The 12832-nt window shown below is 64.2% G+C and carries 10 protein-coding genes; 4 read left to right on the plus strand and 6 right to left on the minus strand.

Annotation, left to right across the window (positions count from 1 at the left end):
* Window positions 1–10: 10 nt before the first annotated feature.
* Window positions 11–388 carry a hypothetical protein gene (locus CFP68_RS02760; protein WP_099824312.1) on the plus strand — a complete coding sequence of 126 codons (378 nt, stop codon included), beginning with the start codon at window positions 11–13 and terminating at the stop codon, window positions 386–388.
* Here CFP68_RS02760 and CFP68_RS02765 read toward each other — a convergent pair.
* The 3 genes from CFP68_RS02765 to CFP68_RS02775 form a co-directional block, all read right to left on the minus strand.
* A complete protein-coding gene (locus CFP68_RS02765) occupies window positions 375–719 on the minus strand; it encodes a phage holin family protein (RefSeq protein WP_099824315.1) in 345 nt (114 codons plus the stop codon). The two genes, CFP68_RS02760 and CFP68_RS02765, sit on opposite strands and share 14 nt — an antisense overlap.
* A 3-nt stretch (window positions 720–722) precedes the next feature.
* Window positions 723–1031, minus strand: coding sequence for a glycine zipper domain-containing protein (locus tag CFP68_RS02770; RefSeq protein WP_099824317.1), 309 nt, complete (start codon window positions 1029–1031; stop codon window positions 723–725).
* Window positions 1032–1124: 93 nt separating this feature from the next.
* On the minus strand, window positions 1125–1952 hold the full coding sequence (locus CFP68_RS02775) for a response regulator (RefSeq protein ID WP_099824319.1): 828 nt from the start codon (window positions 1950–1952) through the stop codon (window positions 1125–1127).
* Between the two features lie 132 nt (window positions 1953–2084).
* On the opposite strand from CFP68_RS02775, the gene CFP68_RS02780 reads away from it, so the two are divergent.
* From CFP68_RS02780 to CFP68_RS02790, 3 genes are read left to right on the plus strand one after another with little or no spacing between them, the layout of a single operon-like run.
* Entirely contained in the window at window positions 2085–2207 is a 123-nt protein-coding gene (locus tag CFP68_RS02780) for a NepR family anti-sigma factor (RefSeq protein WP_241523931.1), read from the plus strand.
* A 1-nt stretch (window position 2208) separates the two neighbouring features.
* The gene (locus CFP68_RS02785) at window positions 2209–2754 is read left to right on the plus strand and encodes an RNA polymerase sigma factor (RefSeq protein ID WP_099824323.1); all 546 of its coding nucleotides are present in this window, start codon (window positions 2209–2211) and stop codon (window positions 2752–2754) included.
* A 1-nt stretch (window position 2755) separates the two neighbouring features.
* Window positions 2756–4480, plus strand: coding sequence for a sensor histidine kinase (locus tag CFP68_RS02790; RefSeq protein ID WP_099824326.1), 1725 nt, complete (start codon window positions 2756–2758; stop codon window positions 4478–4480).
* A gap of 17 nt (window positions 4481–4497) precedes the next feature.
* On the opposite strand, the gene CFP68_RS02795 is transcribed toward CFP68_RS02790, so the two are convergent.
* The 3 genes from CFP68_RS02795 to CFP68_RS02805 form a co-directional block, all read right to left on the minus strand.
* The gene (locus tag CFP68_RS02795; RefSeq protein ID WP_099824328.1) at window positions 4498–9414 is read right to left on the minus strand and encodes a translocation/assembly module TamB domain-containing protein; all 4917 of its coding nucleotides are present in this window, start codon (window positions 9412–9414) and stop codon (window positions 4498–4500) included.
* A gap of 53 nt (window positions 9415–9467) precedes the next feature.
* Window positions 9468–11264 (minus strand): autotransporter assembly complex protein TamA, encoded by a 1797-nt coding sequence (locus tag CFP68_RS02800; protein WP_158234120.1) that lies wholly within the window; start codon window positions 11262–11264, stop codon window positions 9468–9470.
* A 173-nt stretch (window positions 11265–11437) separates the two neighbouring features.
* Window positions 11438–12781 carry a mechanosensitive ion channel family protein gene (locus CFP68_RS02805; protein ID WP_099824332.1) on the minus strand — a complete coding sequence of 448 codons (1344 nt, stop codon included), beginning with the start codon at window positions 12779–12781 and terminating at the stop codon, window positions 11438–11440.
* Window positions 12782–12832: the final 51 nt, after the last annotated feature.

Genomic DNA, 12832 nt, shown 5'->3' on the forward strand with positions numbered 1-12832 from the left:
CATCCGTATCATGAAACCCTTCAATCCATGGACCGAGCGGCAAAAATCCATCCTCGTGCTTGAGCAGGACATCATCATCGCGCAGGATCTTGCGGAATGCCTGCGCGAAATCGACCCGCTGGTTGACGTTGTTTCCGTCTTCACGTTCGACAAGCTGAGGGAGGCTCTGGGCACCGGCCAGATGTATCACCTTGCCATCGTGCCGCTGAAAATACGAAACGCCCCCAATAACGAACTGTTCTCGTTATTGAAGGCCAAGGTCGCAACCCTCGTGTTTCATGGCGACCGCGTTGGTCGCTGCGCAGACGAGGAAGACCTTCACGTTCTGGAAAAGCCTTTCTCGGTCGAAACGGTCCGCACGCTCTACGGCAACGTCACTTCCGCTTGATCTTGCCCCCTGCCGCAAGGCCGCTGAGGAAGGCGTTTACAAGTGCCACGGTATCGACCGCGGCGGGGGGTGGTGGTGGAGGTGGTGCGACGTGGCGCACGGGGTTTCGCAGCCCAAGCGCCAGAACGATCAGCCCGATCCCGATGAACACCAGCCCCAGGATCAGCGCAGCCAGCCCCGAGCCGAGCTGCTGCGCGAGGAAAATCCATGCGGCAATGGTCAGGAACACGCTTCCGACCAGAATCAGAAGGCCGGCGGCAGAGCCGAAAACGGCCCGCCGCACAGCCAGCGCTATCGCCCGCCGCAGCGGGTAGATGAGGGGGGCGATCATCGATCAGCGACGTGAGCCGAGGAAGCCGACCAGAAACCCGAAACCGGCCGCGATCCCGATGGCCGCTGCGGGGTTCGTGCGGACATAGTTTTCGGCATCGCGATACTTGTCTTCCGCCTGAAGTTGAACGGCGGCCAAATGATCCTGCCCCGCTGCGCGTGCGGCGCGGGCCTGTTCGCGGACCGAACGCGACACTTCCTCGCCCTTGGCGCGACCGAGGTCGCCGATGGACTGGGTCAACGTGGCGATGTCGGTCTTCAACTGGTCGACCTGCTTGGCGAGATCTTCGGTGGTGATATCCTTGGTGGCCATTTGGCTCTCCTGAAAAAAAGTGGCGCCTAACGGCTCAACGCCGGATCGCGCGACATGTTCCGCGCGATCCGGCACTGGCCTTGCACCGTTGCGTCAGACGGGCGCCTTCAGCGTCTCGGTGCTTGAAAAGAACATAGCCTGACTGACCGCCGAACGCACCTGGTCTTCGGTATAGGGTTTGGAGATCAGGAACGCCGGTTCGGGGCGATCACCGGTCAACAGCCGTTCCGGGAAGGCCGTGATGAAGATGACCGGCAGATCCTCGAACTGGGCGAGGATATCGTTGACTGCATCGATGCCCGACGAATTATCGGCCAGCTGGATATCGGTCAGGATGAGGTCCGGCCGCTTCTTGCTTGCCAGTTCGACCGCAGCACTTCGCGTGCGGGCTATCCCGGTGACCTCATGCCCCATGTCAGAGACGATGGAATGGATGTCCATCGCGATGATCGCTTCATCCTCGATGATCATGACGCGACCGGCCATCGACCGCTCCATTTCGGAAATGGCGATGCCGACCAGTTCCGATGCCTCGTCGGCCGTGATGTCCATCACCTTGGCAATCTCGTCGAATGTGAAAGATTCGATGGTCGAGAGCAAAAGCGCCTCGCGGCTGTTGTTGGTCAGCCCCGACATGTGATCCAGCGCCGCGGATTCCAGCCGACTGACCGGATCTTCGGTGTCGGCCGTCGGCGCCCCCGATGTCGCCCAGATCATGTGGAACGCACGGAAAAGCGCAACCTTTGGCGTGAAAGTCGCATCGAAGATGGATCTGTCCACCAGAATGGCCTCAAGCGTGGCGGCGGCATACCGGTCGCCGGTCTCCTGGCTGCCGGTGAGCGCGCGTGCATAACGCCGAAGATAAGGCAGATCTCCGGCAATCTGCGATGACAGGTCTTGTTCGTTCACACTCGGAGCCATGCGTCGTTCTATCCTCGAAATAACTTACGTTGTCTGGAACCGAACGCGCGTGGGCCGCGTTGGTTCCCGACTTGTAGCAATAACATAAGCGACTGCCCCCGCATGGACCGTGATCAGGAAACTTCCCGCGTTATGAAGCACATCGACGAAAATCTGCGGCGGGTCTACCGCGACGTGGAGCAGGACGAGGTGCCCGATCGGTTTAAATTGCTGCTTGATCGCCTTCGCGAGCAGGAAAAATCCAATGACAAGTAACATGGACCCGCGCGATGAGCTGGTCACCCATCTTCCTGCACTGCGTGCCTTCGCCATGTCCCTGACCCGGAATCCGTCGCAGGCCGACGACCTGGTTCAGGACACGATCGAAAAGGCATGGAAGAACATCAAGTCGTTCACGCCCGGCACGAACCTGCGCGCCTGGCTGTTCACCATCCAGCGGAACGCATTCTATTCCAGCCGCCGCAAGGTCAAGCGCGAGGTTGCGGATGTCGACGGGATCATGGCGGCATCCCTGGCCGTCAAGCCCGACCATGACGGACGTCTGGCGCTGAACGATTTTCGCGTGGCGTTCGAACAATTGCCGGTCGAACAGCGTGAGGCGCTGATTCTTGTTGGCGGATCCGGCTTTGCCTATGAGGAAGCCGCGGAAATGTGCGGTGTTGCCATCGGCACCATCAAGAGCCGGGCCAATCGGGGGCGCAAGCGCCTGGCGGAATTGATGCATCTGGCCGAAGGGGAAGATCCGACGATTTCGGACTCGAACACGGCGTCGATCTTGTCGGCATCGCCGCAGAACGGCTGAGATGGTTCCCGGCGTTCAAGGATTCGGTCCGCTGGACCGGCTGGGACTTCGCTTGGCCGTCGTGTTGGGTGTTGCACTGCTGCCGCTGGGGATGATTGCAATCTACCAGACCTATCGCGTGATCGACGAAGCGAACGAAAGGGTCGAAGCGGCATTGTTGGGCGAAACGCTGAACGCCGCTGCGGCCGAACGTCGGATCGTCACCCATACGATGGGCGTCGGCGATACGTTGGCAAAGTTCATTCCCGACCTGCTTGACGATCCCGAGGCCTGCAACACCCGGATGAAAGATGCCGTCAACGGCAATCCGAACATCGTGTTCGCCGGTTTCATCACCAAGGATGGCCTTCTGCGCTGTGCGTCCGAAGGGGTCGGACGCGACCTTTCGGATCGCGCGACATTCCTGGACTGGCGCAAGTCGCCACGCGCCATCGTCACCATCGCGGCCGAGACGGCCATCACCAAGCAGACGGCGATCGTGGTCATCGATCCCGTGATCGTAAATGGCGAGCCGATCGGATATATCGCGCTGACCGTTCCCAACATGGCCATCGCGATCGAAAACGTATCCGATCAGAAGATTTCCCCCTTCGACATCCTGACCTTCGATGCCGAAGGCAAATCCCTGACCTCGACGGCCGGTCTTCAGTCGGTGCAGTCCCGCCTGCCGGCCTCGCGCGCGTTGTCGACGCTGAATGTCTCGCGCGGGGTGGTGTTTCGCGACATGGACGCGGCCGGACGCAACCGGATCTTCACCGTGGTGCCTTTGGTCAGCGACCAGATCTTCGCCCTGGCCACATGGCCCGCATCCGAGGCGTTGATCACGCCCGGGCGGCTAATGTCGACGGTGGCCCTGCCCATCCTGATGTGGCTGACCAGCGTCGTCGTCGCCTATATCGCCGTGCATCGCCTGGTGATCCGCCACATCCGCAATCTGCGCCGCAATATCCGGACGTTCAGCGCATCGCGCCGGATCAGAATGGACATGGACACGTCCAACATCACCGCCGAGCTGCGCGAGGTGATTGATGCCTTCGTGCACATGACCGACCGGATCATCCGCGACGAGGCCGAGCAGGAAGACCTGCTGCACGAAAAGGACGTGTTGCTGAAAGAGGTTCACCACCGGGTCAAGAACAACCTGCAACTGATCGCCTCGATCACCAACATGCAGATCCGCAAGGCACAGCACCCCGAAGCGCGATTCCTGCTGCGTCGTCTTCAGGACCGGGTCATGGGCCTGGCGACCGTGCATCGCAGCCTGTACGAGGCCAGCGTTTTCTCGGAAATCCGCGCCGACACGCTGATCGCGGACATCGCGCGTCAGCTTGCCAATTCCGCGATCATTCCGGGCACCAAGGTTCAGTTCACGCTGAAGACCGATCCGGTGACGCTGTACCCCGATCAGGCCGTTCCGCTGTCGCTTCTGGTGACCGAGGCGGTGACCAACGCCTTCAAATACCTCGGCCGACCCGACAGTGGCGCGCCATGGGTGTCGGTGACGCTGACCAAGAACGATGATGGTGCGGTCATGCTCGAGGTGGCGAATTCGACCGGCACCCCCGTGATGCCCCACGACGAAAGCGCGGTGTCCGGCCTCGGATCGCAACTGATCGGCGCGTTCATCATGCAACTGGGCGGTCACGGCGACATCGGCGAAAAAGATGGCGTCTATCGCGCGAATGTCGTGTTCGATCCCGCCGACTTTGAAAAACAGGACGGCTGAGCGGCCATTGCCGCCGCTCAGTAGTCTTTCTCGAAGAAGATCCCCAACGACGTTTCACCCGAATTGCTGGCACCGCCGCGCACGGTCAGGGAATCCGTCAGGTCCAGGTTCAGGTTGATCTCGGCCTCGCCGCCCGCTTCCACGGTGACATCGGTATAGACGTTTTCCGACAGATAGGCGCCGGCACGCACGCCGGCATTGCCATCTTCGTCGGTCGTGATGTCCAGATCGTCCAACCCGAAACTGTCGCGTAGCTTCGAGACGACACCGTCACCCCCCTTGCCCGCCAACGTCGCCACAGCCGATGCAAGCTGGGCCGCCTGAAGCGGCGATATCGACGAGATCGACTTGCCAAAAAGCAGGCGCGCCAGAACTTCGTCCTCGGGCAGTTCCGGTTCCGAGCGGAAGTCGATGTCGGGCGCCAGCGCGTCCCCCTCGATCACGATCAGAACCACGGTGTCGCCGGCATCCGTTCGGGCCACAAGGCGGATATAGGGCGTGAAATCGCCCTGCAGCGTCACCTGCCCCTCGTCCATGGTCAACCGCTTGCCCAGCAGGTCAAGACGACCGCGGATCAGCTCGAACTGGCCCGACGGGATGATGTTTGCCGTGGTGCCGCCGATGGTCAGGCTGCCGCCCAATTCGGCGTCCAGACCCCGGCCGCGAATGAAGATGCGGTTTTCGGCCACGATGGTCACGTCGATCGGATACGGCCGCGCGGTGCCACCGCCACCCCCGGTGCCGCCCCCTTCTTCGATCAAACCGGCCCGCCGACGCGTGGCGCGCACATCCGCCGGTTCGGCCACATGAACCAGACCGTCGGGAATCGGCCCGGTGGCCCCAAGTCCGGTGGAGGGGATCCTGATTTCGGTTTCGTCCAGATCCAGCCGGCCGGCAATGCGCGCCCCGCCCGCAAGCGGACCCGTCACGCTAAGGGCGCCGTCCACCGTGGTGCGATAGAGGCGCGGATCCTCGACCACGATACCGGCCAGCCGGATCGCCAGATCGGCGTTCAACCCGCCGGTCAGGCTGATCGGCCCCGACGCCGTGATCTCGCCCCCTGCCTGTTTGCGTCCACGCACATCCAGCCGGACTGTCGAATTGGCGATATCCGCCCGCAGCGAAATGTCTTCGATCACGATGGCAAGACTTGGCACGACAACCCGGGCGTCGCTGCTGCTCAGGGTGCCGCGCACCGATGACAGGGCCAGCGGGCCGTTGACCGAGACGTCATAGTTCAAGGTGCCATCGATCGAGCGCGGCGAGATGAACGGATCGGCCAGGCCCAGCGGGGCGCTGCCCGACGCATCGATGTTCGCGCGCGAGAAATCCTGCGCGATGGTTCCGTCGGCACGCAGGGTCATTCCCCCCGGACCGCTGCCGGTGACGTTCAGCCCCAGGTTGCTGCCGGATTGCGACACGCGCCCCTGCGCCGTCACCGGGCCGTTGAACCCCTCGACGAACGCGCCGACGTCGGCGAGCCGCGCATCGAAGGTCAGGTTGCTGCCGCTGCCCAAGATTGCGCCATTGGCGTTCACGGTCAGCATCGGCGTCGTCACATCCAGACGTTGCACGTTGATCGGGGCATCGGGTCCGGTGCGGCTGGCGCGCAGCTGGGCATTGGTGCGCCCGCCCAGGATCTTGTCCGCCTCGGCAATCCCGGTGCGCAGGTTGTTGGCAACGACATCGGCGGTGACGTCGAACTTGCCCAGGTCGGCGCGCAGATTGCCGTTGGCCGTCGCATTCACCGACCCGCGCAGAGGCCGGTTCACCAGGGGCGCGAACCGCGACAGGTCGGGCGCATTCAGGCGCGCCGAGCCGTCGATGGTCGGGTTGCCCGACAGGGGGTCGCGCACCTCGGCCATCGCCTCGATCACGGCGCCGGCGCCTTCCCCATCCAGCGACACCTGCCAGACCTCGCCGGTTTCCTCGGCAAACAGGTTGATCCGGGCGTTGCCCTGCATCCGGGCGTCGAGATCGCGCAGATCCGCGATGACCACGTCCGCACGCAGCGCGCTTTCGCCCTTGGCATAGCGTCCGTCGGCCTCGGCCCGGATCTGCGGATTGACGAGGTTGAAACGCGGCAATGCGATCGTGTCGCCGTCCCGTTTCGCGGTGATGCCCAACTCGGTGACCCCGCGCAAAAGGCGGTCGGCATTTTCCTGGCCGACCTTTACCGAACGCGCGGTGCCGTCCACCACCACGTCCAGAACGCTCAGGTCGGTCCTGACCTGTCCGTCGACATCCAGATCCAGCGCGCCGGCCAGATCCCGTTTGGCCAGATTGGAAAATTTCGACAGATCGTCCACTGCCACCTTGGCATCCGCCTGGATCAGCGGCGCGGCGCCAGTCAGCCCGGTCGCGGTTCCAGATCCTGCCAGCCGCAGACCGGGACCGGTTGCGTTCAGGTCCAGGCGGTTGACGCTGATGGTGTCGCCGGTTCGCACGATGTCGGCGTCCAGTTCCACAAGGCCGGCGATGATCGGATCGATCTCGGCCATTCCGGCCCTCAGGGACCGGCCCGTCGCCTTCACGGTTGCGTCCACCTCCGAGCCGTCGATCGTCGCCCGCCCGTTGATGGCGGCGTCCAGCGCCCCGCCCAGGTCACGCCCGGCCAGACCGGAAAAGGGTGCCAGGTCATCGGCCGCGATCGTCATGTCAGCGGTAATCGCCGGAGTCTGCCCCGCGATCTGCACGTTCTCGGCGCTGCCGCTTCCCTCGACCCGCAGGCCGATGCCCTGCCCGTTCAGCGTCAGGTTCTCGACCGTGACCGACCCTTCGTTGCGCAAAATGCGCGTCTCCAGTTCGGTGCGCCCCGCCAACAGCGGATCAATCCGCCCGTCGCCGATCCGCAGATCCAGCAGGGTGCCCTCGACCGTCATGGCCGCCTGTTGCAGGTCGGAGGTGATCACACCGTCGATCGAAAGGTTGGCGGCCCCGTTCAGATCGCGGCCGGTCAGCGCCGCGAACACGCTGATATCGCGCGCATTCAGCCGCGTGTCGCTGGTCAGCGTGCGCACCGGCTCGCTCAGGTTCGCGACCGTGCCCTTCGATTCGAGCGTCGTTTCAGGCGCCACGACCGTCGCGGTGTAATCCCACGCGTCGTCGCGCTGGGTGGCGTCGATCTTGGCCTTCGCCGGGCCGGACAGGTCGCCATCCAGGATCGACGTGTCCGCCATCGCGATATCGGCCCGCAGGGTGCTGGCACCGGTTTTCAGATCGGCCGAAGCGTTCAGCGTGACGGCAGGATTTTCGACGGTCAGCGTCGAAAGCCGGGTGCCGGTTTCATCCCGATCGGCGCGCAGCGTCAGCAGGGTGCGTCCCGCCAGCAGGGCATCGGCCTGCTCCTGCCCGATCCGCGCGTCGTCGACGGTTCCGTCCAGCGCAATGTCGAAACCGGCATCGGACAGCGACACATCGGCCGTCAGGTCCAGATCGCCGGACCCGCCCAGCGTGCGCCCGGCCAAGCCCGAGAATGCGTTGAAATCACCGGCCTGCAGTTTCGCGTTCAGCGTCGCCACTGGACCGTCTGTTCCCGTCGCGTCGATGATGGCGTCGCCGTTCAACGCGAAACTTGCGCCCGTGACGCGGATCGTTTCGATGCGCACCGGTTCGCCGCTTTCCCATTCGATGGTGACAGCGCCGTCCGCCGCGCGGCCCAAGGCCTGCTGCACGCCGGGATCGCGGGCCTCAAGGCCCGACGCCGCGAACTCAAGGTCCGCCGATACGGCCTTGCCGCCGGCGTCGGTTTCGGCGATCCGGCCGGTTCCCCGCAGGCTGGCTTCGGCGATGTCCAGATCCGCAAGGTCCAGATCGCGAATTGTGATGTTGCCTGTCCAGTCCTCGCTTTCGGCGGCGTCGAACTGCACCGACAGGCCCGCCCGCCCGACGCGGGTTCCGCCGCCCGCAACGGGCAACAGGACGGGGGATCCGTCGTCGGACGCGATTTCGCCGGTCACGTCGATCTTTTCGGGCAGCCCGCCGGCGCCGATCTCGACCATGCCGCTCAGCGTCAGGGCCTGCGCGTTCAGATCAAGCCGGTCCAGCCGGAAACCGCCATCGACAAGCGTGCGCCCCGACGTCTCAAGCCGGACTTCGGGGCCGAAGAATGCGTGATACTGGGGGGCGAACACCGGGGCCAGATCGCCGCCCAGCGTCGCGGTAAACCCGCGCGTCGCCGTCTCGCCCTCGCCGCTTTCGCTCAGGGCGACACGACCGCTCAGGCGGTCCTCGCCGTTGGTGGCCAGCCTGATGTCGGCGGCGAATTCCGACAGCGGCCCCGCGCCCTCTACCGACAATTCGACCGATGGCCGGCCCGGCAGGTTCAGAAGGTTGGCCGCGATCCCGTCCGCGCCTTCGCGAAGCCCCAGGTCCAGCGCAAGGACCGATGTCGCGTTCTCGAAACTCGCGTCGAGCGTCAGCGCACCGGTCTTGCCGTCGATCCGTTCAATCGACAGGTTCGCCGCACCCTCGCCGTCGGCCAGCGACATGGACCCGTCCAGCGACACGTCGGCCGCGGCGCCGAACAGGGCTGCGCCCAACTCGACCCGCTCGGCCAGGATCTTCTGGATCTGCACCGAAACCGGCAGATCGGGCAGGCTGAACGGTGTCGCTTCGGGCGCCGGGGCATCGGCCTGCGCCTGGCCCCTGGGCAGCCGCGGCAGCAGGATCTCTTCTGCCGAAAGCTCCTCGACCTCCAGACGGCCCCTCAACAATGCCGACCGCTTCCAGTCCAGCGTGGCGCCACGCAGGGTCAGCCAGACGCCGTCCTCATCGGAGATGGTCAGCTGGTCCAGCGACGCCTTCGAACTCAGCGCACCCCGGAAGCCGCGGATGTCGACGTTGCGCCCGGCGCCCGAGAGGTTGTCCTCGATCAGGCGCTCGAGAAAGCCGCCACCGTCGTCCTCATCGGCGCTCTGCGCCCATGCGGTCATGCCCAGACCTAGACCCGCTGACAGGACGACAACCGAAACCCACGCAATACGCATCAGAATGACTGCCCTATGCCAACGTAAACCTGATAACCCGAACCGCGACCCCCGACCGGTGCCGCCAGATCCAGACGGATCGGGCCGATCGGCGTCAGGTAACGCAACCCGATCCCGGCGCCGGCGTGGGTTGCCGAATCCGAGTCGGGAAAGCTGTCCTCGCCCACGATGCCGAAGTCGGCAAAGGCGACCAGCCCGATCTTTTCGCGGACCTGCGCGCGCACCTCACCGGAAAAAACGGCAAAGGATCGCCCCCCCGACAGAAAATCCGGCGTAAGCTGAATGCCCAGCGACTGATATTCCTGGCCACGCACCGTGCCGCCACCGCCCGAATAGAAACGATCGTCGTTCGGAACGCCGGTCAGCGACGCCCCCATGATCGAACCGCCCTGAAGGCGCCCGGCCAGCACGATATTCTCCTGTTTGCCGAATGCCAGATAGGCGCGTGTGTCAAAGGTCGCGCGCAGGCCGCTGTCACTGCCGGACACGCCCACGAAGGGGGTCGCGGTGATATCGGCGAAATACCCCTTCTTCGCGTCCAGCGGCATGTCGCGGCTGTCATAGGTCGCCTTGAGCGGCAACAGAAGCTGATGGTATTCGCGCGTGCCGGTCGCGTCCTTGTCCTTGGAAAACTGGTACGAAAGACCCCCTTCGAGGGTCAATTCGTCCGTCGCATAACGCGTGAACCCCAGGCCGATGGTCGCGCGGTCGCTGGTGTATTCCTCTTCGTCGATCCGTTCGACCCGCGCCAGCGCGAAGGCGTCGATGTCGGCCTTGGGGGTGGCGGGTCGGTCGATCCGCACGCCCAGGCTGTAATCCAGACCGCCGCCCGTGCTGCCGCCGATATTCGCCACCTCACCCTCGATGCGCAACCGTTCGGCGCCGCCCAACAGGTTGCGATGCATCCAGAACGCCGTGATTTTCGCGCCCTCGGTCGACGAGAACACCGCCCCCGCGCCAATCCGCCGGGGTTTCTGTTCATCGAGAACGGCGGTGATGTCCATCGTGTCGCCCGCACCGAGCGTTTCGGCCTCGGTCACCGCGACCGACCGGAACACACCCGTCCGGCGCAGACGTTTTTCGACCTTTTCCAGTTCGGTGGGATCATAGACCGTCCCGACCGGCAGGCCGGCGATCTTGCGAAGCCGGTCTTCGCGCACCGAATCGCCACCTTTCAGGATCAGATCGCCGAACCGCACGACCGGTCCGGGGGCGATGCCCACATCGACGCCGACCGCGTCGTCGTCATGGTTCGCGACCACCTTCTGGCTGCCGACCTTTGCCTTGGCATTGCCGACATTGCGCCAGCCGTCCACGACGGTGGCCACGGCGTCGCGGATCACCGGCGTGCGCGCCGGCTCACCGACCGCAAATGCGGGATCGACCTCGGTGTTCGGGGCCTGGGGTTCGATCCGGGCACGCGAAAACCGGTATTGCGGCCCCACGTCGATCGTCACCTTGATGGTCGAAATCGTCTTGGGCGGGTTCAGCGGCGGAATTTCCGCGGCTTCGCGCCCGTCGATCAGGATGTTGATGACACCGCCGAAGCGGCCCTCGGAATAAAGCGCGCCGACCAGTCGGCCATAGTCGGCATTGGCCGAGGCCAAGACTTCCTGGGGATCATGGGTGCCCGCGGTCTTGGCCGCCACCAGAAGCGAAGCGGCGCGCAGATCCTCAAGCAGCGCCTCGTCCGCACCCGGTGCATAAAAACCCAGCGCGTCGAACGCCGATGCTGCGGGTGCGGTGGCCACCCCCGCCATCGCGCAGACAACAAAACCCGCCGAAATCCGTGTCACCAATCCGTCCATACACACGACCGCCCCGCCCCTGTTTCACAACGTTTAACGAGCGTGCCATGGCTAGGCCAGTGTGGACAGCTCACTTTATCGTCGGATAACGGCGGTTTTACGCTGTTTGTATGTCAATTGACGTCCGATTGGTCAAAAAAGCGGGGTTTGGCGATCGGGGCTCAGCCGGGTCCGTCTTCGGTTTTCTGCGCCGCTGCGGCGGAAGCGGGATCGTCGAGGATCTTCACCTCGCGTTGCGGGAACGGGATCGAGATGCCGTTTTCGCGGAACGCATCCCACAGCGCCAGATAGACATTGCCGCGGATGTTGGTCAGCCCGGCCGCCGGATCCCGGATCCAGAAGCGCAGGATGTAATCCACCGAACTGTCGCCGAAGCCGACGATGTGGCAGACAGCGGGTTTCGAGGCCAGCACCCGATCGACCCCCATGGACGCCTTGATCGCGACCCGCCGCACCAGATGGGGATCGTCGCCATAGGCACAACCGAAATGGATGTCGAGCCGCACGAAATCGTTGGAATGGGACCAGTTGACGACCTGGCCCGTGATCAGATCCTCGTTCGGGATCAGGTATTCCTTGCCGTCCCGCGTCGTGATCGAGACATAGCGCGCGCCCAGCGCGTTGATCCAGCCGAAGGTTTCGCCGGTCGAGATCACGTCGCCGGGCTTGATCGACTTGTCCAGCAGCAGGATGATCCCCGACACGAGGTTCGAGATCACCTTTTGCAGACCGAAGCCGATGCCGACGCCGATGGCCCCCGACAGCACGGCAAGGCCGGTCAGGTCCACGCCGACCGATTTCAGCCCCAGAAAGAACGCCGCGCCATAGAACGACAGTTGCAGCGCCTTGATCGACAGCACCTGCATCGACGGGCTGATGTGATCGTTGCGGCGGATCTGCGCCGCACTGGTCTGGGTGATGATGCGGGCGATGGTGAACAGCACCGCCACCACCACGGCCGCGTGGATCAGCACCAGGGCCGACAGGCGGAACGCACCAAAGTTGATGGCAAGCCGGTCCAGGAACGCCGATGCCTCGTCGATCAGCCCGAGGTAATACAGCGTCACCCAGATCCAAAGCCCCCAGCGCACCAGCAGGCGCAACAGCGGATGGCGCACCAGCCGCGTCAGGAAATCCACCACCAGCCAGGCGGTCGCGATGCTGGCCGCCAGATACAGAAGGAACGTGCGGGACGGAAAGATATGGATCGCCTGCATGATCCAGGTGGCCAGCCAGATCAGTGCCACGAACCAGATCAGCGCCAGGCGCTTGTTGATCGTCAGCAGGATACGCAGCCGCCATTTCGGCCAGCCTTCCAGCGTCCGCATCCAGTCGCGCATCCGTTCGCGGCTGACGCGGGCCAGCAGGAACGCGACCGCCATGCATCCGGCGATCAGGGCGAACTGCCACAACCGCGACGGCAACAGAAGGTTGGCGACCTGCGCCTGCAACTGGGCCCAAAGGGTGCCCAGCTGCGCGACGACGGCATCAAGTCCCAGTTCCATGTCGTGAATCCGCCCTTTTCAGACGGGCAAACTGGCACGGGCGCGCGCCTC

This window comes from Oceaniglobus indicus (assembly GCF_002751875.1).
GTDB lineage: Bacteria > Pseudomonadota > Alphaproteobacteria > Rhodobacterales > Rhodobacteraceae > Oceaniglobus > Oceaniglobus indicus.

What these genes read in the sequence shown, in the direction of transcription:
- CFP68_RS02760 (WP_099824312.1), top strand. Translation starts at nt 11, where the DNA reads ATGAAACCCTTCAATCCATGGACCGAGCGGCAAAAATCCATCCTCGTG.
- CFP68_RS02765 (WP_099824315.1), bottom strand. Translation starts at nt 719, where the DNA reads ATGATCGCCCCCCTCATCTACCCGCTGCGGCGGGCGATAGCGCTGGCT.
- CFP68_RS02770 (WP_099824317.1), bottom strand. Translation starts at nt 1,031, where the DNA reads ATGGCCACCAAGGATATCACCACCGAAGATCTCGCCAAGCAGGTCGAC.
- CFP68_RS02775 (WP_099824319.1), bottom strand. Translation starts at nt 1,952, where the DNA reads ATGGCTCCGAGTGTGAACGAACAAGACCTGTCATCGCAGATTGCCGGA.
- CFP68_RS02780 (WP_241523931.1), top strand. Translation starts at nt 2,085, where the DNA reads ATGAAGCACATCGACGAAAATCTGCGGCGGGTCTACCGCGACGTGGAG.
- CFP68_RS02785 (WP_099824323.1), top strand. Translation starts at nt 2,209, where the DNA reads ATGGACCCGCGCGATGAGCTGGTCACCCATCTTCCTGCACTGCGTGCC.
- CFP68_RS02790 (WP_099824326.1), top strand. Translation starts at nt 2,756, where the DNA reads ATGGTTCCCGGCGTTCAAGGATTCGGTCCGCTGGACCGGCTGGGACTT.
- CFP68_RS02795 (WP_099824328.1), bottom strand. Translation starts at nt 9,414, where the DNA reads ATGACCGCATGGGCGCAGAGCGCCGATGAGGACGACGGTGGCGGCTTT.
- CFP68_RS02805 (WP_099824332.1), bottom strand. Translation starts at nt 12,781, where the DNA reads ATGGAACTGGGACTTGATGCCGTCGTCGCGCAGCTGGGCACCCTTTGG.